The organism is Deinococcus metallilatus (assembly GCF_004758605.1).
GTDB classification, from domain to species: Bacteria; Deinococcota; Deinococci; order Deinococcales; family Deinococcaceae; genus Deinococcus; species Deinococcus metallilatus.
In genome coordinates this window covers 1102603-1124438 of the sequence record NZ_CP038512.1, presented here as the reverse complement: position 1 = coordinate 1124438, position 21836 = coordinate 1102603, and the positions used below count along the sequence as shown (strand labels likewise).

The following is a 21836-nucleotide window of genomic DNA, read 5'->3' as shown; positions in this document are numbered from 1 at the left end:
GCTTTACGGCAGGGCTGGGGATGGAGGCTGGCCGTCCCGCCCCCTCACCCCGCCGCGCGGTCCCCCACCTCCCGCCCGTACACCTCCCGCACTGTCCGCACCAGGTCCTCGGCGGACCCCGGACCGCTCAGGTCGAGCAGATGGACCACCTCGTCCGGGTCGAGGCTGGGGTTGGCACACGCCCGCAGCAGCACGTACTGCACGACGCTGATGCCGGGGCGCAGGCCGCCGCTGGGCTTCCACACCTGACGCAGGTGGGGCATCAGGGCCGCGCCGAAACGCTCCACCTCGGCCGCGTGCCGCCCCAGTTCCTTCAGGAGCAGGCCGACGGAATGCACGCCGACATAGTGCAGCAGGCTGGCAAGCCGCTGGGGGCGTTCGCGGTCGGGCCAGTTCACCAGCAGCGGGACGTGCAGCGCGGCGGCCAGTTGCCCGTCCAGATCACGGATCGGCGCCGCGCCGAGCAGGTACGTCATGCTGTGGGCGTCGATGAAGACGCTTTCGGGGTCCTCCGCGATGCGGGCAGGCAGGGTGGCGGCGTAGTCGTGGCCGAGGCTGTGCAGGGCCATAAATTCCTCGTCGGCCATCTCCAGCAGGCCCGCGAGGCGGTAGAACCGGCGGCGGACCTCGCTGGGGACGGCCTCGGGATTCTTGTAGCCCAGGTCGTGTTCGATCTCGGCCCAGGCGTGCTGGAGAATGCTGCGGATCTGCACCTCGTAGCGGGTCCCGGCGAGCTGGGGGACGAGGTCCGGTTCGGCGCGCAGGACATAGTGGACGCCCAGGTAGCCGAAGCGGTCGGGGTCGTGCATCTTGGACTTGTCGATGCTGTTGTCCCAGTCCACGATGTGATGCTCTTCCATCAGGCGCGCGACGACATTCACGTCATTCGCGAAGTAGGTGATGACGCGCACGCCGACGAGGTCCGTCACGTCGTCCAGCGTGTGATACCGGCCGGGCTTGCGCCGCAGCTTGTCCGCCAGGCTGGCGGGCCGTTTCACGCGGCCGGTGACGTGGTGAATGTTCAGGCCCGCCGCCTTGAGGAGATCGGTGACATGGGCCACCACCGCGTCACGCAGCCGCTCGTAGTCCGGGAGCGCCTCCCGGTACGCCTGCACCAGCGCCTCGTTGTCCATGTTGAAGGCATGATAGACGCCGGGCCGGGAAGGCAGGGCCGCAAATGGTTCAAGGAAGGTTTCGGATTGGCCAGCGCGGGTGCATCCTGTCCCCATGAGCGACGCCGCCCCCGCCGTGACCTTTCCCGCCCCCCCGCGCATTCCCTACCCGGGCGGCTGTGTGCTGGAACCCGGCCCCTACGCGCTGGACTATCTGCTGAAGTGGCCCGCGGACGTGACGGTGGGAGGCGTCCTGCACGCGGATACGCCGGTCTTTCCGCTGCTGCGTGAAGTGCTCGCTGACCCGGGCGCCCACGGTCTGACCCGCGCCGACGCCGAGGCCGCCCGCGACCGCTTTCTGGAGCTGGCCGGTCAGGCCCTGGCCGCCGAGGGGGGCGACCCGGCGTGGCTGGCGCGCGAGTTCACCTGCTGAAGGAGGAGGGCGTGAAGGCACCGCTGGAAGGCCTGCGCCCCGCGCTCCCGGGCGAGGCCCTGCACGCGCGGGCCGCGCGGACGCTGCGGGAGGCCATCCTGGCAGGCCTCCTCCCCGAAGGCACCCGCCTGCCCGGCCACCGGGCGCTCGCGGCGCGGCTGGGCGTGTCGCGCAACACGCTGGTGGACGCGCTGGCGCAACTGGAGGCGGAAGGGTACGTGCGGGCCAGCGCGCGCAGCGGCACCCGGGTGGCGATGCCCGGTCCGGTACACGCCGCGCCCACCGACCCGCCCCTCCCGCTGAGCGCCTGGGCCACGCGGGCACTGGCGGGGCGCGTGCCGGACGCGGGCGGGGGCTACGCCGTGGACTTCCGGCCCGGCCAGCCCGTGCCCGACCTGTACCCGGCGGGCGCGTGGGCTGAGGCCCTGGCGCGGCAGGCCCGGCAGGCCACCTCGTCCCTCCCCGAATTGGAGGCCGAACTGGGGCCGCTCGAAACCCGCCGCGCCCTCGCCGCCTACCTGAATGCCGAACGGGGCGCGCGGGTCACGCCCGACATGGTGATGCTGACGGGAGGCACGCAGGCGTCGCTGGACGCGCTGGCCCGCGTGTTCCTGGAAGAGGGCCGGGTGGCGGCGACCGAGGACCCCACCTATCCGGGCGCGCGGGCGGCGCTGGGAGCGACCGGGGCCACCCTCTGCCCGGTCCCGGTGGACGCCGGGGGGCTGAACCCGGCCGCCCTCCCCGAGCAGGCCACCCTGCTATATCTGACCCCGGGCGCGCAGTATCCGACGACGGTGGCGCTGCCCGCCGCGCGACAGGGGGAGGTGGTGGCGTGGGCACGGCGGGCGGGCGCCTTTATTCTGGAGGACGACTACGCTGCCGACCTGCATCACGGCGCGAGGCCCCCGGCGGCCTTGCAGGGCCTCGCGCCCGAGCGGGTGATCCTGCTGGGCACCTTCAGCAAAAGCCTCGCGCCGGTCACGCGCAGCGGGTATCTGGTCGCACCCGAATCCGTGATCCGCGTGCTGGCGGGAACCCGTCCCCTGACCGACCGCGCGCCCGCCACGCTCGACGCGCTGGCCCTGGCCGACGTGCTGGCCTCCGGGGCCTACGCCCGGCACCTGCGCCGCGCCCGCCAGGCCATCCGCCACCGGCACGAGGTCCTGCTGTCCGCTCTGGCCGCCGGGCTGCCCGAGTGGCAGGTCACGCCCGCCCGCGCGGGCCTGCATGTCCACGTCACCCTGCCTGCCGGGCTGTCCGAGGAAGAGGCGGTGGCCGTCGCCGCGCGGGCCGGAGTGGCCCTCACGCCCGCCGCGCCACTCGCACGGCTGCCGCGTCCGCCCGCCGTACTGCTCGCGTTCGCGCACCTCTCCCCCGAGCGCCTGCGGGAAGGGGTCGCGCGGCTGAGCCGGGCTTTCGCCCGCACCCTTACGTGACCGGCGTTACACTACGGTGATGCGCTTCCTGCTCCTTGCCCTGGTGGCCGCGGCCCTGCTGCTGTACTTCACGTTCGGCCTGCGCTTCGGATACGTGACGCTGACCCCCACGCACCTGCTCAACGCCCAGGGCCAGAACCGCTACGCCTTCCAACTGTACGAGGACGGCAAGAATGTGGGCGTCACGGGCACCTGCGCCGTCCGCAGCGGCCAGGCGACCCTGCGCCTGCTCGACCCCTCCGGCACCCAGGTCGCCGGGCAGAGCTGCCAGCCCGGGACGTGGTCCCTGAAACTGATGGGGGGCGGGCACCAGGGCGTCTACCGCCTGATCGTGGACCTCAATCACTACACGGGCATGCTGGACCTCCAGGAAACCCGCGAGTAATCAGCAAAACGCGGAAGGCCACCCCGCTCTGGAGTGGCCCTCTGGGTTGGTCTGTTCGCTTACGCCTGCTGCTCGGCCTGCGCGGCGCGGGCCTTGTTCAGCGCCTTGGCCAGACGGCTCTTCTTGCGGGCGGCGGTGTTCTTGTGCAGGGTGCTGCCCTTGGCGGCCTTGTCGATCAGGCTCTCGGCCTTGCGGTGCAGTTCCAGGGCGTCCTCGGTACCGGTCTGGGCGGCGACGACGGCCTTCTTGCTGAAGGTCTTGATGGTGCTCTTGCGGCTGCGGTTGATCAGGCGGCGCTTGAGGCTCTGGCGGTGACGCTTCTGGGCAGACTTGTGACGAAGGGCCATGTTGGTTCTCTCTTTCTCCCGCACTCGCGGGGCGGTTCCCACCTCCTTCTGGGGGGGAACACGATGCATCGGATTTCGCCCGACGCGCACGCTCTCCGCACAGCACGACGGGCACAGGGCGGGGGGCGTGGTGCCCAACCGGGGATGGGCAACCTGAAGAGTGTAGCGGAGAGGCGCGGGCCCGCGCAAGCGGCATACTGGGAGCGTGACGGGGGACAGGCCACCAACGCCCGAGGACCGGCAAAAGGCCCGCGACGACCTGCTCGCCTACGCCTTCCGCGCCCTCTCGGGCCGGGCGCTGACGGAGGCCGAACTGCGGACGCGGCTGCGGCGCCGCACCGACGACGAGGCGCTGGCGGAAGAGGTGCTGGCCCGCGTGCAGGAGTTGGGCTACCAGAGCGACGATGCGGTGGCCCGCGCCGAGGGCGGCCGCCGGGGCGTGGGCGGCTTCCGCGTGCGGCAGACCCTCAAGCGCCGGGGCGTGACGGAGGGGCTGATCGAAGAAACCCTGGCCGCCCGCGACCCCGAGGAGGAGCAGGCGGACGCGGCGGCCCTGCTCTCGCGCCGCTGGCCCAGCTTCGCCCGCAAACGCGACCCCCGCGCGAGTGCCTATGCCTTCCTGGCCCGGCGCGGCTTTCCGGGAGCGGTGATCTGGGCGGCCATCCGCGAGGTCGCCAGCGCCGAGGGGGACCCTCTCCTCGACGAGGCCGCGCTGGACGATGACAGCGGCCTGGAGTGAGAGGCGGGCCAGCTTGACACCCCCCGGGGGGCCGCGTAGACTACCCCACGCACTGAAAGCAGGCTCCACCTGCTGCCGGGGCCGTGGTTGAAGCGGGGCGTAGCGCAGCCTGGTAGCGCACTTCGTTCGGGACGAAGGGGTCGGAGGTTCGAATCCTCTCGCCCCGACCACGTGGAAAGCCTCCCCTCTTGCGGGGGGCTTTTGCTTTATGCCCCCTCGCCCTCCGCCTGCCGGGAGCCTCCCTATGCGCGTGTTTGCCATCGCCGACCTGCACCTCGCTTACACGACGCCCAAGCCGATGACGGTCTTCGGGCCGCAGTGGGCCGGGCACCCCGAGCTGATTTTCGAGCACTGGCGCGAGGAGGTGCGCCCCGGCGACCTGGTCCTGCTGCCCGGCGACCTCTCCTGGGCGATGCGGCTGCCCGACGCGATGACCGACCTCGCCCCCGTCGCGGCGCTGCCGGGCACCAAGGTGCTGCTGCGCGGCAACCACGACTACTGGTGGACGGGCGCCGGGAAGCTGCGCGCGGCCCTCCCGCCCGGCATGCTCGCCCTCCAGAACGACGCGGTGCGGGTGGAAAACGTGGTGGTGTGCGGCACGCGCGGCTGGCTGACCCCCGGCTACGAACCGCTGGGCGCCGAAGACGAGCGCCTGCTGAACCGCGAGGCCGAACGCCTGCGCCTGAGCGTCCAGGCGGCCGCCAGCCTCCGCCAGCCCGGCGACCACCTGATCCTGATGCTGCATTACCCACCCGCCAGCCCCCCCTATCCCCCCAACGCGCTGACCCCCGTGATCGAGTCGGCGCGGCCCGACCTGATCGTCTACGGGCACCTGCACGGCGCGAACCCCGAGCGGGTGTTGCGGCAGGTAAACGGTATTCCCGCCTTTCTCGTCGCGGCCGACGCATTGAAGTTCCGGCCCAAACTGCTGCTGGACACCGGGAGGGTCGAACGGTCTAACCACTGAAAAAACCGGATGACGCCGAGGTTTTAAGCGGTTCGACGCCTGCTGCCGGGACCAGCAGGCCCATCCCCAGTTCTCCCATCGGAATACCTTATTGAGAAGAATTCCTATTAAGGGTAGGATGGGGCAATGTCCTCTCCCACCCCCCAGCCCACCTCTGCCGCACGGCATGACCACGTCTTCGTTCTCCAGAAGGTGCAGCCCGCGCTGCTGGGGCTGATGGACGGCAGCGTGAGTACCCTCGCGCCGATCTTCGCCACGGCGGGACTGACCGGTAAACCCATCGACGCCTTCTTTGTCGGTCTGGCCGCCAGCCTGGGCGCGGGCATCAGCATGGGGCTGGCGGAAGCCCTCTCCGACGACGGCAAGGTGAGCGGGCGCGGCACCCCGATCACGCGCGGGCTGATCACCGGCCTCGCCACGATTGTCGGCGGGATGCTGCACACCCTGCCCTTCCTGCTGCCCGACCTGCGGACGGCCCTCACGCTGGCCTACCTCGTCGTGATCATCGAACTGCTCGCCATCGCCGGGATTCGCTGGAAGTACATGAGGAGCCCGCTGGGGCAGACCATCTTTCAGGTCATCGTGGGCGGCGCGGTCGTCTTCGCGGTCGGGGTGTGGCTGGGCCGCCTCGGCGCGGCGGGGTGAAGGCTCCTCCTCCCATCGTGACCGGAGGCGGTTTTCGCTGAGGTTGACCGACGCACACTGCACCCATGTCCCCTCCCCTGCTCCTGTCCGTGCTGGACCTCGTGCCCGTTCCCAGCGGGTCGGATGCGCCCGCCGCGCTGCGGGAGACGCTGGCCCTCGCGCGGGAGGCCGAGCGCCTGGGCTTCACGCGCTACTGGGTGGCCGAGCACCACAACATGCGCTCACTGGCCGCGAGTGTGCCCGCCGTGGTCCTGGCGACCCTGTCGCAGGTCACCTCCCGGCTGCGGCTCGGCGCGGGCGGCGTGATGCTGCCGAACCACGCGCCGCTGGCGGTCGCGGAGACGTACCGGCTGCTGTCGGCCCTCGCGCCGGGGCGGGTGGACCTGGGGCTGGGCCGCGCGCCGGGCACCGATCCCCGCACCGCCCTTGCCCTGCGGGGCGCCGCAGGCGGGATGGAAGAACCCTTCGAGCGGCAACTGGCGGACCTGATCGCCTACGGGACCGGGGCCTTTCCGGAGGGCCACCCCTTCGCGGGCGTCACGGCGGCTCCGGCGGATACCGCCGGTCAGCCCCCGCTCTTTCCACCGCTGTGGCTGCTGAGCAGCAGCGGGTACGGCGCGCGGGTCGCGGCGCTGCTGGGGACCGGGCTGGCCTTCGCGCAGCACATCAACCCCAGCGTGGCGGACGCGGCGGCAGCCATCCGGGCCTACCGCGCGGCCTTCCGGCCCTCGGAGACGTTTCCGGAAGCGCGCAGCATCGTCGCGACGAGCGTGGTCTGCGCCCCGACGGCCCAGGAGGCGGACGACCTCGCCGCGTCCCTCGACCTGATGTTCCTGCGGCTGGTGCGGGGCGAACTCGCGCCCTTCCCCAGTGTGGCGGAGGCCCGCGCCTACCCCTACACTCCGCATGAGCGGGCGCAGGTGGCCGCCTACCGGGAGCGCGTGATCGTGGGCGACCCGGCGGAGGTGCGGGCGCGGCTGCTGGCCCTGGCCGACCGAACCGGCGCAGACGAGCTGATGCTCACCACGCTGCTGCACGACCCGGCGGCGCGTCGGCGGTCCTACGCATTGGTGGCGGAGGCCCTGGGTCTCGTGGCGGAATCCCGGCCTGCCGTGCAGGGCGTGTAAGCCACCCGGCCGACGCGCCGCCGGGGCCGGACACCGCAGACTGGCCGCGTGGCCCCGAACCTTCAGACGACGCTCCACGCGGTCATCACGCACCCGGACGGCGGGCGGGTCGCGGCGGTCGCGGGCGCGCTCCCCGTCGCCGTGGTCACGGAAAACACGTTCGTGGGCCGTGGCCTCACGGACGCCTTTCCGGCCCTGACCGCGTGGCTGGCCCCCCTGCGCCGCCTGCACTTCGCGCGCCTGCCCGACGCACCGGGCGGGACCCTGGTCCGTGAGGCGGCGTGGCACCTGGACGCGCTGAACCCCATCCAGGGCGTGGACTGGGTGACCCCCGGGAGGCTGCCGGGTCCCCAGCGGGCCTGGGCCGAGGCGGCCCTCGCCCCCGTCCCGGACCTCCGGCCTGCCTTCGCCCGGGTGGGCTGGGCGGCGGGGGTGCTGGCCTGGCTGGACGAGGAAGTGCGCGAACAGGGCCTCCAGCGGGCGGGCAGGCCCGAACCCCTCAAGCACTGGGGCATCAGTGCGCTGTGGCGGGTGCCGCTGGCGGACGGCGGCCCCCTCTACCTGAAGGCCGTGCCGCCCTTCTTCGCGCGGGAAGTGAGCGTGACCGGCCTGCTGTCGCGTGAACTGCCCGGCGCGGCGCCCCCCGTCCTGGCCTCTGACCGGGAGCGGGGCCTGCTGCTGCTCGCCCACGCGGGAACAGTTCCGGGCGAGGGTGAGGACGGCCGCAGCCTCGCCGTCCACCTGGCGCGGGTCCAGCGGGCGAGCGCGGCGCTCCTCCCCGATCTGCGCGCCCTGGGGGTGCCCGAACACGGGCCGCTGTGGGTGGCCTCCCTCCTCCCCGACCTGCTGCGGGAAGACCGGCTGATGGTGGGCGAGGCGGACGGGCTGACCCGCGAGGAGGCCGACAGGCTGCTCGCCCTGGAACCGCCCTTACGGGCCGCCTGTGCCCGGCTCGCCGCCTCCGGACTGCCGCCGGTGGCGGGGCACGGCGACCTGCACCGCCTGAATACCGTGCAAGGCGCGGCGGGGCGCTGGACCCTGCTGGACTGGTCGGACGCGAGCCTCACCCACCCCTTTCTGGACGCCGACCCCCTCTACCTCGCGCCGGACGGTGCCCCACCGGCAACGCTGGAGGCCGTGGAGAGCGCCTACCTGACGACCTGGACGGACCTCCTTCCGCTTCCCAGGCTGCGCGCGCTGATGCGGGACGCGCGGCTGGTGGGTGAGGCATACCGGGCGCTGGGCTACACGCACGGCCTCCAGCTTCACGTGGAGGACCCCCTGGAATGGCGCGGCGCTCACCTGTGGCACCTGCGCCGTCTGCTTACCCACGCCGCCGACCCCGCCTTGCCGCTATCCTGAAGCTGGAGGCAGGCTTGCAGGACGCGGAAAAAATACAGGACCGGCTGGTGGCCGACCGCAAGGTGCGCGCCGTCGCCCAGGCAGGCAGCTACGGCACCGACGAGGCCTGGGCGGGCAGCCAGCCGACGCTGGTCGCCTTCGAGCGTGGTCTGCTCTCCCCGCACACCGAGACGCGGGCGGGCGTCACCGTGCACCGTTTCCCCTACGAGAAACTGGAAGCGTGGCGCGACTGGGACACGGCGCGCGAGGAGGCGCCCATCGCGCTGCTCGCCACCAGCCGCGTCGCGTATGACCCGACCGGGAATTACGGCCGCATCCAGCGCACCCTCTGGAACCTGAACGCCGAACGGCTCGCCGCGCACCGCGAGGACCTGCTCAATCAGGCGGCCGCCCGGCTGGAGACGGCCCGCCGCACCTCCACCGGCCCCGGCTCCGGCATGCAGGAGCAATTGCTCGCCCTGGCCGAAGCGCGCGCCGTGGCGGTGGACCTGCTGTATCCGGCACTGCTGACCCACCTGCACGGCTGGCCCGAATTCGAGATTCGCCTCCCCCATGCCTGGCGGGCCGCGGCCGGGTTGCGCTTCCCCAAGGCGGTCTACCACCTGGACAACCTCTACGGCTTCGGCGGCGAGGCGGAAGCTCGGCGCGTGCTGCTCGCCACGCGCGGCCTGGGCCTGCTCGACCAGGAAAAGCGTGCCCGCGCCGCCTTCCAGGCCGGATACTACGACGGCGCGGTGCGCTACCTGCGCGACGAAACCGCCCGGACCCACAGCAAAGACCTCGAACGCTGGGCCTACCTGAGCAGTGCGCGGCGCGACAAGCTCGGCGTCCTGCTGGGCGTGACCCTCAGCCCGCTCGGCCCCGCCGCGCTGGCCATCGCCGGTGAGCTGCTGGTGGACGCCCGCGAGGGGCGCTGAGCGCATAGCCAGCAGTTGCTTTTCGCAGAACAACCTGATAGACTTCCATTTCTGGCTTGACGAAGCCGTGCAGTCCACAGCACTTGAGGGAGGCGTCCACCTCGAAGATCAAAGACGGGCGCGCGAGCAGAAGCGCGGGGAAGACCCGCCAATCTGAACCAGCGGAGGGAGCTTGACGGCTCCCTTCTTTTTGCTGTCAAAGCGCAAAGAACAGCCGCACCACGCCGAGCAAAAACAAAGAACCCCGCGCCAGGCGGGGCTTTTTCTGGTGGGTCGCCCGGGACTTGAACCCGGAACCCGCTGATTAAAAGTCAGCTGCTCTACCGATTGAGCTAACGACCCGCTGGGCTGCCGCGAGGGCGCTGAACAGCGGGCCTGAGTATAGGGAGCGTGCCGGGAGGTGTCAACGCGGCCAGAACTCAGCGTTTCATCTGCGGCGGCATGGGGGGCAGCTTGGGAGGCTTCATGCCCTTGCCCATCCCCTTGCCACCGGGGCCGCTGAAGCGCTGGAGCATCTTCATCATGTCCTTCATCTGCTCGTGCATCTTCAGCAGACGGTTGATGTCCTGCACGGTGTGGCCGCTGCCCGCCGCGATGCGCTTGCGGCGGCGCCCGTCGATGATCTTGGGGTTGCGGCGTTCCTTCACGGTCATCGAGGAGATCATCGCGTCGATGCGCTGAATCTGTTTCTCGTCCACGTTGAAGCCTTCGGGTAGGGCGCGGCTCATACCGGGGATCAGCTTGAGGAGGTCGCCCAGCGGTCCCATCTTGCGAATCTGGCGCAGTTGAAGTAGCAGGTCTTCCAGGTCGAAGTCGCCGGGCTTCTTGACCTCCATCGCCTTGAGGTCGGCCTGCTGAGCACGTTCGATCAGCCCCAGCACGTCACCCATGCCGAGGATGCGGCCCGCCACGCGGTCGGGGTAGAAGGGTTCGAGGCCCGTCAGCTTCTCGCTGGTGCCCGCGAAGTAGATCGGGTGCCCGGTGACGCTGCGCGCCGAGAGGGCCGCGCCGCCGCGCGCATCACCGTCCATCTTCGTGATGATCAGGCCGGAGAGGTTCACGCGCTCGTCGAACACGCGGGCCACGTTCAGCGCCTCCTGGCCGGTCATCGCGTCCACCACCAGGAGCGTCTCGCTGGGGTGCAGCTCGGTCTGGAGGTCCGCGAGCTGGTCCATCAGCGCCTCGTCGATCTGGAGGCGGCCTGCGGTGTCCACGATCACCAGGTCGCGGTAATCGGTCTTGAGGTACTCGTCGAGGCGGCGTCTCGTTTCCTGGGGCGTCTCGCCGTCGTTCACCTTGAGGACCGGCACGCCCACCTGTTTCGCCAGCACTTCGAGCTGGTCACGGGCGGCGGGGCGCTGGGTGTCGGCGGCGACGAGCAGCACGCGGCGGCCCTTGCTCTTGTAAAAGGCGGCGAGCTTGCCGGTGCTGGTGGTCTTGCCCGCGCCCTGGAGGCCAACCATGAACCAGACGTTCCCGTCGGTCTTGAGCGTGGGCTGCTTGCTCTCGCCGCCGAGCGTCTCGATCAGTTCGTCGTGAACGAGCTTCACGACGGTCTGCCCGCCGGTCAGCGACCCCTGCACCTCCTGCCCGACGGCCTTCTCGCTGACCTTGGCGACAAAATCCTTGGCGACGTTGAAGTTCACGTCCGCTTCGAGCAGGGCCATGCGAATCTCGCGCATGGCAGCCTTGACCTGCGCGTCGGTGAGTTTGCTCTCCCGCCCGACGCGGTCGAGGATGTCCTGCAACTTGTTTCCGAGCGCCTCAAACATAAGGGGAGGCTAGCACGCACGGGCAAAACGCTTGGTGTAGCTTGCACCGATGCCCAAACTCGTCCGTGACCGCATTCCCGAACTGTTCCCCGCGTATACCTACCGTGTGCTGGACAAAGCGGAATACAGGCCCGCCCTGCTTGCCAAGCTGGAAGAGGAGGTGCAGGAATACCTGACGGACCGCACCCCGGAGGAACTCGCGGATGTACTGGAAGTGCTGCACGCGCTGGCGGCGCTCCACGGCTTGACGCCGGACGGACTGGAGGCGTTGCGGGCGCGCAAGGCGGCGGAGCGGGGTGGCCTCGCGGGCCGGGTCTGGCTGGAGGAACACGTCACCCACAAGGAACCTAACGCCCGTTAGCCTCCCCGCGCTACACTTCAGGCATGAACAAAGCCGTGATTGTCTCGGCCTCACGCACGCCGACCGGGAAGTTCCTGGGGGCGCTGTCGGACGTGACTGCCGTCGAACTGGGCGCCACCACCCTGCGCGAGACGCTGAAACGGGCCGGGATTCCCGCCGACCTCGTGGAGGACGTCATCATGGGGCAGGTCGTGCAGGCGGGGAGCGGGCAGAACCCGGCGCGGCAGGCGGCGTTGAAGGCAGGATTGCTCCCCGAAGTGGGCGCCGTGACCATCAACAAGGTCTGCGGCTCGGGCCTCAAGGCGGTGATCCTGGCCGCGCAGAGCATCCGGGCGGGTGACCAGACCGCGGTGCTGGCGGGCGGCATGGAGAGCATGAGCAACGCGCCGTACCTCCTCCCCGGCGCGCGCAAGGGCTACCGCCTGGGCAACGCGCAGGTGTTGGACGCCAACACGCACGACGGCCTGTGGTGCTCCATCAACGATGAGGGTATGGGCCTGACCGGCGAGCGCGTGGCCGAGAAGTACGGCATCGGACGCGAGGCGCAGGACGCCTACGCGACGCAGAGCCACCAGCGCGCGATTGCCGCGCAGCAGGGCGGGCGTTTCAGCGACGAGATCGCGCCTGTCACCGTGAAGGGCCGCAAGGGTGAGACGGTCGTGGACACCGACGAGGGACCGCGCGCCGACACCAGCCCGGAGACGTTGAGCAGGCTCAAGCCCGCCTTCAAGACGGACGGCACGGTCACGGCAGGCAACGCGCCCGGCCTGAACGACGGCGCCTCCGCCCTCCTGATCATGTCGGAGGAAGCGGCGCAGGCGCACGGCCTGACGCCGATGGCCGAGATTACCTCCTACGCCACGGGCGGCCTCGCCCCCGAGTGGGTGATGATGACGCCCGTCCCCGCCACGCAGAAGCTGCTGAAGAACAGCGGTATGAGCGTGGACGACGTGGACCTCTGGGAACTGAACGAGGCGTTCAGCGTGCAGAGCCTCGCCGTGCAGCGCGAGCTGGGGCTGGACCCCGAGCGGGTGAACGTGAACGGCGGCGCGGTCGCGCTGGGGCACCCCATCGGCGCTTCGGGCGCGCGCATCCTGGTCACGCTGCTGTATGCGCTGCGGCAGCAGGACAAGGAAACGGGCGTGGCGACCCTGTGCATGGGCGGCGGCAACGGCCTCGCCCTCAGCGTCAAGCGGCTAAGCTGAACCGCATGACGCCCAATCCCAGCCAACACAGCAGCGCGCCGACCCTGTGGGTCATCACCAGCCGTTACCTGAAGCCGCAAGAAGAACTGGCCGAGGTTACACCACGCCACCGCGCTTGGCTCGACCAGCACTACCGTTCGGGCCTCTTCCTCGTGTCGGGCCGGATGCTCAGCGGGCAGGGGGGCGTGCTGCTCGCTCATGCGGAGAGTCAGGAACAGTTGGAAGAGGTCTTCAAGGACGACCCCTTCGTGCTGGAGGGCTGCTCGGAGTACACGTATACGCCCTTCACGCCGGTCAAGCGGGGGCGGGCGCTGATGCTGGCAGGTGTGCCGCTGGTGGAGTGAGACATGTCCGTTTTTGTTTACTTTGAAACAGACAATTACGACAATCATTATCAATTTAGCAATCTGAATTTTACTGCTATACTTGGTGTTGCCGAGGGGTCTGATGTGAGTTCCGAGCTACTGCGCCTGCTCAATGAGGGAGCATTGATGCACGCTGTTTGCATTGAGAATTATAGCATCGATACTCAAACCGAGTTCATAAGCTTTATGCAAGATTTTTTGAAATATGTAAAGACCAAAACATCAGATATGAGTTACCTAAATCATATAGAGAGCTTTGTCAAGATACTAACCGACAGGAAACAAGATTTGAAGACCAATTTCACTTATCTGGACGAAGGAGAGAGGTTCCAACTATGAAATTCGGAGTCATCGGAGCAGGACAGATGGGCGGCGGCATCGCGCAGGTGGCTGCACAGAGCGGGTTTGACGTGGTCGTGCATGACGTGAAGGACGAGTTTCTTTCACGTGGGCGGGCGACCATTGAAAAGAGCCTCGCCAAGCTGCACGAGAAGGGCAGGCTGACGGAAACGCCCGCCGAGGTGCTGGGCCGCATCAAGTTTACGACGGACCTTCAGGACTTCGCGGACTGTGACCTCGTGGTCGAGGCCATCGTGGAGAACGAGGCCATCAAGGCGCAGCTTTTCCGCCAACTGGGCGAGATCGTCAAGCCGGAGGGGATTCTGGCGAGCAACACCTCCTCCATCCCGATCACCAGCCTCGCCACGGCGAGCGGACGCCCGGAAAAGTTTATCGGGATGCACTTCATGAACCCGGTGCCGCTGATGCAACTGGTGGAGGTCATTCGCGGCTACTCCACCAGCGACGAGACGGCGCAGAAGGTGACGGAGGCGGCCCGCGCAATGGGCAAGACGCCCGTGGAGTGCAACGACTACCCCGGCTTCGTCAGCAACCGCATCCTGATGCCGATGCTGAACGAGGCCATCCAGTGCGTGATGGAGGGCGTGGCCGAGCCGGAAGCCATTGACCAGATCATGAAGCTGGGCATGAATCACCCGATGGGACCGCTGACGCTGGCGGACTTCATCGGGCTGGACACCTGTCTCGCCATCATGGAAGTGCTGCATCAGGGCCTGGGCGACGACAAGTACCGCCCCTCTCCCCTGCTGCGGAAGATGGTGCAGGCGGGGCTGCTGGGGCGCAAGAGCGGGCGGGGGTTTTACAGCTACTGAGCCTGTCGCTTGTGGCGTGTGGCCTGTGGAAGCTTGGGCTTCGGCTCTAAGCTTCCGCTTTTTTCTCTTCTACAAGCGACAAACCACAAGCTACACGCCCCTCAGCTATGGCCGGGGTCGGCGTCGTCGGTGGGCCGCCCGTGCTTGCCCGCGTTGTCGTCCTGCTTGCCTGCGCCGTCGTTGAGCTGGCTGATCGGCGTCGGGTCGTTGTTCTCCTGGGTGCGCGAGCGGGCGCTCTCGGAGAGCTGGCCGCTTTCGCCTTCAGCTTTGGCACCTTTGGGGTCGGTCATGCTGGGCCTCCTTGGTTCAGACTAGCCCTTGCCAGGGGCGGTAAGAGGCCAGCTTAAGGCGCCCTCAACGCGCCTGCCGGTAATACTCCGCGTTCGGCACGAAGCCCAGGGCGCTGCTCACGCGGTTGGTCAGGTTGAACATCCCGATCACCTGCACGAGTTCCATGATCTGGTGATCGTCCAGGCCCACCTCGCGAAGCGGCTGGAGGTCGGCGGCCGTCACCTCGGCGGGATGCAGGGTGAGTCTCTCGGCGTATTCAGCAAGAGTGCGCTCGCGCTCGGTCAGGTTGGCGTGCCGCCAGTTCACCGCCACCGCGTCCGCCTTTTGCGCGTCGCCCAGGAACTCGCGCAGGGCCACGCCGTGCGAGATGGCGCAGTACAGGCAGCGGTTGACGCCGCTCACCACGACCGCGACGAGTTCACGCTCGGCGTTCGTCAGGTAGCCTTCCTTGTTCAGCAGCAGGTTGAAGTAGTTCCACCAGGCCAGGAACTGCTCGCCATTCACCGCCTGCGCGCGGAACACGTTGGGCACGAAGCCGATATTGGCCTCGGCCTTGCCCCACAGCTTGCGGACACCCTCGGGCACCTGCGTCTCGTCGGGGACGGGCAGATAAGAGATGCGGTTCATGCCGGGCTGCGGGCTGGCCGGGACAGAGGTGGACTGGGTCATGGGAGCAGCTTACTCCGCCGGGGGTGGGGGGGCGCTTCTCCCCCAACAGGCCCGCGAGATGTCAACAAATTCATGCGCGGCCCGGCGGTGCCTGCGTTAGCGTGAGGGGCATGTCGCCCCGCAGCACAGATCGCCTGCTCGCCGCTGCCCAGTGGCTGGCGGGCCGTGCGCCGCGCCGGGCCTATCCCTACGCCCTGGAGGGGGTGCGGCTCGCGCAGGCGGAATTCGCGCTGGGCACGGGTGACCCGGAACAACTGGCGCTGATGCTGAACGTGCAGGCGTACATCGAAGCGGACCTGGGCCTGATGGACGCGGCCCACGTCAGCTTCCGCCGCGCCTACGAGCACGCGGCGGGGGGACAGTCGCTCGCCACCCAGTTGCGTGTCCTGAACAACCACGCGCTGCTGTACCTCGCGGCGGGCGCGCACGACGCGGCCGAGCGCCGCCTGGAACTGGCCCTCGCCATCGCGGACGAGTCCGGCGCCGACTTCCCGCCGGAGTGCCGGGTGGCCCCCCTCACGAACCTCGCGCAGTCCCTCACGGCGCGCGGCGAACATGACCGCGCCCTGCACCTGCTGGACACCCACCGCGCCGAGGAACTGGCGCCCGGGCAGGAGGCCGCCGCGTACCTGCCCATCGTGCGGGCCGAGGCGCACCTGGGCCTGGCCCACCGGGCACGCACCTTGGAGCGGCCCCAGGAAGCGCAGGCCCACCTCGCGGCAGCGCTGGAGGCCCTGGCGTCCACCCAGAGGCTGCCCCGGCCGCAGAACCCGGTGATGCTCGATGCCGACCACGCGGTCATCGAGGGCCGCCTGCTCGACGAGCAGGGCAGGCACGCCGAGGCCGCCGCGCTGCTGGGCCGGGCGCTGGCACGGGCGGCGGGGCGCTACGCGCACGGCGAGGCCCGCCTGAGCCTGGCCCGCGGGCAGGCGCTGCTGCGCGCGCGGAACCTGCCCGCCGCCCGCAGCGAGCTGCAAGCCGCCCTCGCGTGGCATGAGCGGCTGGGGCATACGCCCGGTCGCCTCCAGGCCCTCGAAGCCCTCGCCGCGCTCGCGGAGAGCGAGGGCCAGGCGGCGGAAGCCCTGGCGTGGACCAAGCAGCTCGTCGCCACGCTGCGGGGCCAGCTCGCCACCCAGACCCGCCGCGACGCCCCCGAGGACGCCGGGCCTGCCGATACCCAGGCCCTGCGCGCGCAGCTCGAAGCCGCCGAGACGCTGGCCCGCCGCGACCCGCTCACCGGCCTCGCCAACCGCAGGCAACTGGACGATCTGCTGCCCGGCCTGGTGCAGCAGGCCACCCTGCTGCGCCGCCCGCTCAGCGTGCTGTTCGTGGACATCGACCACTTCAAGCACGTCAACGACCGGCACTCGCACGCCGTCGGGGACCGGGTGCTGCGCCGGGTGGCCGCCACCCTGCGCGAGATCGGGGACCCGGAGGCCCTGGCTGCGCGCTACGGGGGCGAGGAGCTGCTGCTGGCGCTGCCGGACGTGCCGCTCGGGGAGGCCGAACGGCTCGCGCAACGCCTGCGCGGTCAGATCGACCGGCTCACCTGGCCCGACCAGCGCCCGGAGCGCGTGACGATCAGCCTGGGCGTGACCCAGGTCCGGGAGGACGACTCCGCCCTGACGCTCCTGGCCCGTGCGGACGCGCTGCTGTATGCCGCCAAGCAGGCGGGGCGCAACCGGGTGGCCGCCGCACCCTGAGATCCGGCGCGGAACCCAAACCCCCCAACGCCCGTACCCGGCTGATGTATGAGCCTGGCTTTTCTCGTGTTTCTGGTCGTGTGGATCATCGGGATGATCGGCACCTTCGTGCCCGCCCTGCCCGCGACGGTCATCATCTTTGCCGGGGCGGTTGCCGCGACCTTTATCGACGGGTTTCAGGTCTGGCCGGATCTGCCCTTCCTGCTGACCTTCGCGGTGCTCACGCTCCTGATCAGCCTGGTGGACAACGTGGCCTCGGCGTGGGGGGCGCGGCGGTACGGTGGCAGCAGGCAGGCCGTCTGGGGGGCCCTGATCGGCGGGCTGGTCGGCCTCTTTATCCCGTTCGGGCTCATCGTGGGGCCGCTGGCGGGGGCGCTGGTCGTGGAGCTGTTCGTGGTCCGCAAACCTGTACCGGCCGCCCTGCGCGCCGCCTGGGGCACCCTCGTCGGCCTGCTGACCGGCCTCGCCGCCAAGCTGGTGCTGCACCTCCTGCTCGGGGTGTACGAACTGTGGCGGCTGTGGGACCCCGCGAAGAGCCTCTTCGGGTAAGGATCATACCAAATTGCGCCCCTTCGCGAGAATCAACCGAGCGGACTTGTAAAGCTGCGAAGCAGCGCGAGCAGCAAAACGTACCGGCTGGCGGCGATGGACCATGAGCGGGTCAGCCTCTGGCGCTTCCGGCAAGACAGGCGAGGGGCCGCCCCTGAGCCTGGGGCCACGTGAACATCCGGAGCTCTCCCGTATGTTCTGGAATCAGAGCAAGTCGGTATCAGAACATCGCCACCAGCAGCGGCGCGAGGCCCAGCGTGGTCAGCAGCAGCGCGGGCACCAGCGGCAGCAGCGTGCCCAGCAGCGCCCGCCAGCGGTCACCCGTGAGCGTCAGGAACCCCCGGTAGGCAAAGGCGAACTGCGCCAGGGTGCCCAGCAGCATGACGAGGACGGTCACGCGGGCCAGGGGGGCCTGCGCGACGGCGTGCAGGGCGGCCCGCTGCACCGCGAGCAGGTCCGCGCCGGGGGCCGCCCGGGTCACCTCCGGCCCCGGCAGCACCAGCAGCAAGGCGGCCAGCAGCAGATAGACGGGCGGCAGCAGGACGAAGGTGGCGCCGTACACCTCCGCCGCGCGCCCTTCCCGCCCCGCGCCCAGAACCCCCAGGCCCGCCATCACGGCCGCGCCCACGACGGTCAGGAAGAAGGTGCCGAAGGCGTTGATGGCGTGGGCCGCGAAGGCGGGAGCGGTGTGCTCCAGACCCGCCACCGCCGCGACGACCGGCCGCAGCAGCAGCGCGTACAGTACTCCTGCCAGCAGGGCGGTCAGGAGGACCGGGGCCACGTAGCGCCACGCTTTCGGCTCGGCGGCCCGCAACTGTTCGAAAAATGCCCCCGGCGCGGTCAGCAGTTCAGCAGCGGGCGGCGCCGCAGGAGGAGGAGGTGGGGGGGCGGGGCGATTACGGCGGGCCATACCGGATCACTCTAGCGGCCCTTCAGGAACGGTGCTGCCACCAGGGACCCAGCCACCAACGCCACAGCAGCCACACGGCCAGCGCGTACAGGGCGAGCATCAGCGCCAGGCCCCACGCGCTGCGCGCCAGCCGGGCGGGGTGGGCGGCGGCCCGGGCGCGGGCGTCGGCCAGCACCTCGGCGGGGATCAGGCGCAGGGCCAGCCACAGCCCGGCGGGCACCAGCAGCAGGTCGTCGAGTTGCCCCAGCACCGGGATGAAGTCGGGGATCAGGTCGATGGGACTCAGGGCGTAGGCCAGCACCAGCAGCGCCAGCGCGCGGGCGGGCCAGGGCGTGCGCGGGTCGCGGGCGGCAAAACTCAGGGCGAGCAGTTCAGCCTTGAGGTGCCGGGCGAACTCGCGCAGCCGTTGCCACATCCCGGCCTTACCGCAGGGCCCCGCGCAGGTGGGTGAGGGCCTCCTGCACGGTGGGGAAGGTGAAGGCGGCGGACGCCAGGCCGAACAGCAAGATGACCACGTATGCGCCGCTCAGCCAGGGGCCGGGCGCGCTGCGGACCTGGGGATCGGGCTTCGGCGTAAGCCACAGGTGCAGCACGACCAGCACGGCCACGCCGAACAGCAGCGCCCCGAGGGCGACGGGCACGGCCAGGCCGGGGTTGTTCAGCACCATGCTCGCCTGCGCCGTGCCGCCCAGGTCACGGCCCGCCAGGAAACTGCCCAGCGCGACCGCCAGCGTGTTGTTCAGCGCGTGGACGATCACCGCGTTCCACAGGCTGCCGGTGTGCTGCGTCAGCCGGGCCAGCGCGTAGGCGAGCGGCAGGATACCCACCACGCTCGCCGGAACGCCGTGCGCGATCCCGAAGGCGAAGGTGGTCGCCAGCGCCGCGACCATGAAGCCCGCCGCCCGCTCCTGCCCGCGCAGCATCAGGCCCCGGAAGGCCACCTCCTCCGCGAAGGGGACCAGCAGGCCCGCCGCGAGCAGCAAGGCCCACAGGTCCGCCCCGTGGCTGAGAAACTGCGGGATGGCGCCCGCCCCCTGCGGAAACAGCGTCACGAAGGCCAGCGTGAAGGCGCGGGAGGTCAGGAACGCCAGCACGAAGGCCGCCAGCGCCAGCCCCGGGGAAGGGGGCGTGCGCCAGCGCGTGTCCCGCACCAGGGCGGTCAGGGTCGGCCGGAAAAAGAGCAGGCCGACCAGCACGGTCACCACGAACGCGCCCAGGAGGGTCATCCCCAGCGGCACATGCACGGCCAGCAGCAGCGCCGACACCACGTTCTGCGTGATCAGCAGCGTCAGCGCGGCGCGGTTGCCGTCCACGGCGCGGATGCCGCGAACGGGCGGCGGGACCGGCACGTCCGGGGTGGCGAGGGAAACGGCGGGGGGCACGTCCGGAACCGTCATGAGCGTCAGCCTACCGCGTGGTACCCGGTGGGGGCGTCCCCCGAAAGGCCGAGGTCGCCTGGCCCGGGCCTTTATGCCGTCAACACGCGGATGGCCTCCTCCAGCGCCTCGTCACCGACCTGATGGTGCAGCACGAAGCGCACCGAGTCCGGGCCGAGGGCGCTTGCCAGCACCCCCTGCTCGGCCCAGCGGGCCACCTGGGCGGCCGCGTCCGGCAGCGTCACGTAGATCATGTTCGTCTGCACGGCGGCCAGGTCCACGTCGAAGCCCGCCTCCACCAGTGCCTCCGCAAGACGGCGGGCGCGGCGGTGGTCGGCCTTCAGGCGGGCGGGACCATCGCGCAGGGCGATCAGCGCGGCGGCGGCCAGCACTCCGGCCTGCCGCATCCCGCCGCCCATCATCTTGCGGTAGCGGTGCGCCTGCTTCATGGCGGCGGCGCTGCCCACCAGCACGCTGCCGACCGGGGCCCCCAGCCCCTTGCTGAGGCAGATGCTGACCGTGTCGAAGTGCCGGGTGATCTCCGAAACGGGCACGTCCAGGGCGGCGGCCGCGTTGAACACCCGCGCCCCGTCGAGGTGGAGAGGCAGGCCCTCGTCGTCTGCCACGCCCCGGATCGCGGCCAGCACCTCCAGCGGAATCACTGTGCCGCCCGCCTTGTTGTGGGTGTTCTCCAGGCTGATGAGGCCGGTGGGCGACTGATGGATGGAGTGCCGGACCGCCAGGCGCACCCCCTCCGGGTCGGGCACGCCGAGCGGCGCGGGCACGAAGCGCGGCACCACGCCCGAAAAGGTCGCCATCATGCCCAGTTCCCACTCGTAGATATGAGAACCCTCGGCACAGACGACCTCCTCGCCCCGGCGGGTGTGCAGCGCAATCGCCACCTGATTGGTCATGGTGCCGCTGGGCATGAAGAGGCCCGCCTCGAAGCCGGTCAGGCGCGCGACCTCCACCTGGAGCTGATTGACGGTGGGGTCCTCGCCGTACACGTCGTCCCCGACCGCCGCCTGCGCCATCGCCTCCCGCATCTCGGGCGTGGGGGTGGTGACGGTGTCGGAACGGAGGTCGGCCAGCACGCGGGGGAGGGTGACGGTCATGGGGGAATGGTACGCGGTGCGCGGGGAGTAGTGCGCGGTGGAGACTGCTTTTCACGCCCCCTACGCCCTGGAAACTGGACAAGTACCCAGGCATGAACGCTCCTCAGTCGGGTTGCGATTGCTCTCCGCTGCGTTGCTGCCGCGCTTTCAATACGGCCAGGTTGTATGCCTCAAGCTTCTGCCAAAGCACCGTAGCCTGGCTTTCCAGATTCAGGCTCTGATAGATGGAGCATTCTTGTTCAACAAGGTTCAGATGTGCTTCAGCGTTTACCTGCGCTGTCTCAAATGCACGTGCCAAAACCGCCACATCTTGCCCCCGACCAGCCGCCAGCAAGCCTGCCACCATCCCCAGCACTTCTCGCTGCTGAGCGAGCCATGCCCGGAGATCATGGGCCGTCAGCACCAAGCCTGCTACGGGGTCGGCGGCCTCCACATACGAACGTAAGAACGGGTTGAGCGGTGGTACATCCAATGGTTTGCCCATACCTTGCCAGGCCCATTCCAGGGATTGCATTTGGTAGTAGGCGTCTAACTCTGGCTCCTCCGGGTCAACGTCCTCGTCCAGGTGGTCCAACTGCCATTCCAAACGGAACACCTGCCATTCCCGACGGGCAAAATAGACTGGATATCCCTCCATCCGGGCTAGCCGGGCCAGGGCCGCATGTACGTCCTGACGCTCCTCGTCACCTCGCAGGCTGGCCAGATCGGACAGCGGAACCAGCGCCTCGCCTTCCGCCGTGAGGATGCGTGCTTCCGCCAGCGTTCGGACATCCGTGATGGTGAGGAAGCTGTCAGCCCATCCAGCGAGCACTGCTGCCCAGCTCAGTTGTGCAAGCGGCCCCGTCATGAGAAGAAGCATACCGAGCCGCCCTCACGAT

At 69.8% G+C, this 21836-nt stretch carries 26 protein-coding genes and 2 tRNA genes; 17 read left to right on the top strand and 11 right to left on the bottom strand.

The window, feature by feature from the left end; all coding sequences use genetic code 11:
• Positions 1-44: 44 nt before the first annotated feature.
• Positions 45-1133 (bottom strand): GTP pyrophosphokinase, encoded by a 1089-nt coding sequence (locus E5F05_RS11405; RefSeq protein ID WP_129118745.1) that lies wholly within the window; start codon positions 1131-1133, stop codon positions 45-47.
• A gap of 94 nt (positions 1134-1227) precedes the next feature.
• On the opposite strand from E5F05_RS11405, the gene E5F05_RS11400 reads away from it, so the two are divergent.
• The 3 genes from E5F05_RS11400 to E5F05_RS11390 are packed head-to-tail and all read left to right on the top strand — an operon-like array spanning position 1228 to position 3366.
• A complete protein-coding gene (locus E5F05_RS11400) occupies positions 1228-1545 on the top strand; it encodes a hypothetical protein (protein ID WP_129118744.1) in 318 nt (105 codons plus the stop codon).
• 11 nt (positions 1546-1556) lie between these two features.
• Positions 1557-2981 carry a MocR-like pyridoxine biosynthesis transcription factor PdxR gene (pdxR, locus tag E5F05_RS11395; protein ID WP_129118743.1) on the top strand — a complete coding sequence of 475 codons (1425 nt, stop codon included), beginning with the start codon at positions 1557-1559 and terminating at the stop codon, positions 2979-2981.
• Between the two features lie 19 nt (positions 2982-3000).
• On the top strand, positions 3001-3366 hold the full coding sequence (locus tag E5F05_RS11390) for a hypothetical protein (protein WP_129118742.1): 366 nt from the start codon (positions 3001-3003) through the stop codon (positions 3364-3366).
• Between the two features lie 59 nt (positions 3367-3425).
• Here the strand turns inward: E5F05_RS11390 and rpsT are convergent, their stop codons facing one another.
• Entirely contained in the window at positions 3426-3713 is a 288-nt protein-coding gene (gene rpsT / locus E5F05_RS11385) for a 30S ribosomal protein S20 (RefSeq protein ID WP_129118741.1), read from the bottom strand.
• 205 nt (positions 3714-3918) lie between these two features.
• Between rpsT and E5F05_RS11380 the strand changes: the two genes are divergently transcribed.
• The 7 genes from E5F05_RS11380 to E5F05_RS11350 all read left to right on the top strand — a co-directional run bounded on the left by E5F05_RS11380 (position 3919) and on the right by E5F05_RS11350 (position 9470).
• Positions 3919-4452 carry a regulatory protein RecX gene (locus E5F05_RS11380; RefSeq protein ID WP_129118740.1) on the top strand — a complete coding sequence of 178 codons (534 nt, stop codon included), beginning with the start codon at positions 3919-3921 and terminating at the stop codon, positions 4450-4452.
• A 93-nt stretch (positions 4453-4545) separates the two neighbouring features.
• Positions 4546-4622, top strand: a tRNA-Pro gene (locus E5F05_RS11375).
• 74 nt (positions 4623-4696) lie between these two features.
• Complete coding sequence (locus E5F05_RS11370; protein WP_129118739.1) at positions 4697-5419, top strand: metallophosphoesterase; 723 nt, start codon at positions 4697-4699, stop codon at positions 5417-5419.
• A 126-nt stretch (positions 5420-5545) separates the two neighbouring features.
• Entirely contained in the window at positions 5546-6064 is a 519-nt protein-coding gene (locus E5F05_RS11365; protein WP_129118738.1) for a VIT1/CCC1 transporter family protein, read from the top strand.
• Positions 6065-6129: 65 nt separating this feature from the next.
• Entirely contained in the window at positions 6130-7191 is a 1062-nt protein-coding gene (locus E5F05_RS11360) for an LLM class flavin-dependent oxidoreductase (protein ID WP_129118737.1), read from the top strand.
• Between the two features lie 48 nt (positions 7192-7239).
• Positions 7240-8553, top strand: coding sequence for a phosphotransferase (locus E5F05_RS11355; protein ID WP_129118736.1), 1314 nt, complete (start codon positions 7240-7242; stop codon positions 8551-8553).
• A gap of 14 nt (positions 8554-8567) precedes the next feature.
• Positions 8568-9470, top strand: coding sequence for a hypothetical protein (locus E5F05_RS11350; protein WP_129118735.1), 903 nt, complete (start codon positions 8568-8570; stop codon positions 9468-9470).
• Between the two features lie 266 nt (positions 9471-9736).
• On the opposite strand, the gene E5F05_RS11345 is transcribed toward E5F05_RS11350, so the two are convergent.
• Both E5F05_RS11345 and ffh read right to left on the bottom strand, forming a co-directional pair.
• Positions 9737-9812, bottom strand: a tRNA-Lys gene (locus E5F05_RS11345).
• Positions 9813-9889: 77 nt separating this feature from the next.
• On the bottom strand, positions 9890-11242 hold the full coding sequence (gene ffh / locus E5F05_RS11340) for a signal recognition particle protein (RefSeq protein ID WP_129118734.1): 1353 nt from the start codon (positions 11240-11242) through the stop codon (positions 9890-9892).
• Between the two features lie 49 nt (positions 11243-11291).
• On the opposite strand from ffh, the gene E5F05_RS11335 reads away from it, so the two are divergent.
• From E5F05_RS11335 to E5F05_RS11315, 5 genes are read left to right on the top strand one after another with little or no spacing between them, the layout of a single operon-like run.
• The gene (locus tag E5F05_RS11335; protein WP_129118733.1) at positions 11292-11603 is read left to right on the top strand and encodes a nucleoside triphosphate pyrophosphohydrolase; all 312 of its coding nucleotides are present in this window, start codon (positions 11292-11294) and stop codon (positions 11601-11603) included.
• Between the two features lie 23 nt (positions 11604-11626).
• Positions 11627-12808 (top strand): thiolase family protein, encoded by a 1182-nt coding sequence (locus tag E5F05_RS11330; protein WP_129118732.1) that lies wholly within the window; start codon positions 11627-11629, stop codon positions 12806-12808.
• A gap of 5 nt (positions 12809-12813) precedes the next feature.
• On the top strand, positions 12814-13152 hold the full coding sequence (locus E5F05_RS11325; protein ID WP_129118731.1) for a YciI family protein: 339 nt from the start codon (positions 12814-12816) through the stop codon (positions 13150-13152).
• 3 nt (positions 13153-13155) lie between these two features.
• A complete protein-coding gene (locus E5F05_RS11320; RefSeq protein WP_129118730.1) occupies positions 13156-13512 on the top strand; it encodes a hypothetical protein in 357 nt (118 codons plus the stop codon).
• Positions 13509-14345 (top strand): 3-hydroxyacyl-CoA dehydrogenase family protein, encoded by an 837-nt coding sequence (locus tag E5F05_RS11315; protein WP_129118729.1) that lies wholly within the window; start codon positions 13509-13511, stop codon positions 14343-14345. The genes E5F05_RS11320 and E5F05_RS11315 overlap by 4 nt, the downstream gene beginning before the upstream one ends.
• A gap of 101 nt (positions 14346-14446) precedes the next feature.
• Here E5F05_RS11315 and E5F05_RS11310 read toward each other — a convergent pair whose 3' ends face one another.
• On the bottom strand, positions 14447-14635 hold the full coding sequence (locus tag E5F05_RS11310; RefSeq protein ID WP_129118728.1) for a hypothetical protein: 189 nt from the start codon (positions 14633-14635) through the stop codon (positions 14447-14449).
• 64 nt (positions 14636-14699) lie between these two features.
• Entirely contained in the window at positions 14700-15305 is a 606-nt protein-coding gene (locus E5F05_RS11305) for a peroxidase-related enzyme (protein ID WP_241687134.1), read from the bottom strand.
• Between the two features lie 110 nt (positions 15306-15415).
• On the opposite strand from E5F05_RS11305, the gene E5F05_RS21915 reads away from it, so the two are divergent.
• Positions 15416-17008 carry a GGDEF domain-containing protein gene (locus E5F05_RS21915; protein WP_129118727.1) on the top strand — a complete coding sequence of 531 codons (1593 nt, stop codon included), beginning with the start codon at positions 15416-15418 and terminating at the stop codon, positions 17006-17008.
• Between the two features lie 48 nt (positions 17009-17056).
• Positions 17057-17557 carry a DUF456 domain-containing protein gene (locus E5F05_RS11295; protein ID WP_129118726.1) on the top strand — a complete coding sequence of 167 codons (501 nt, stop codon included), beginning with the start codon at positions 17057-17059 and terminating at the stop codon, positions 17555-17557.
• Positions 17558-17777: 220 nt separating this feature from the next.
• On the opposite strand, the gene E5F05_RS11290 is transcribed toward E5F05_RS11295, so the two are convergent.
• The 5 genes from E5F05_RS11290 to E5F05_RS11270 all read right to left on the bottom strand — a co-directional run bounded on the left by E5F05_RS11290 (position 17778) and on the right by E5F05_RS11270 (position 21805).
• Positions 17778-18467, bottom strand: a complete 690-nt coding sequence (locus E5F05_RS11290) for a hypothetical protein (protein WP_129118725.1) — start codon at positions 18465-18467, stop codon at positions 17778-17780.
• Between the two features lie 22 nt (positions 18468-18489).
• Complete coding sequence (locus tag E5F05_RS11285) at positions 18490-18882, bottom strand: YkvA family protein (protein WP_129118724.1); 393 nt, start codon at positions 18880-18882, stop codon at positions 18490-18492.
• Between the two features lie 7 nt (positions 18883-18889).
• The gene (locus E5F05_RS11280) at positions 18890-19864 is read right to left on the bottom strand and encodes a CPBP family intramembrane glutamic endopeptidase (RefSeq protein WP_129118723.1); all 975 of its coding nucleotides are present in this window, start codon (positions 19862-19864) and stop codon (positions 18890-18892) included.
• Between the two features lie 71 nt (positions 19865-19935).
• On the bottom strand, positions 19936-20958 hold the full coding sequence (locus E5F05_RS11275) for a threonine aldolase family protein (protein ID WP_129118722.1): 1023 nt from the start codon (positions 20956-20958) through the stop codon (positions 19936-19938).
• A gap of 103 nt (positions 20959-21061) precedes the next feature.
• The gene (locus tag E5F05_RS11270; protein ID WP_129118721.1) at positions 21062-21805 is read right to left on the bottom strand and encodes a hypothetical protein; all 744 of its coding nucleotides are present in this window, start codon (positions 21803-21805) and stop codon (positions 21062-21064) included.
• Between the last annotated feature and the right edge of the window lie 31 nt (positions 21806-21836).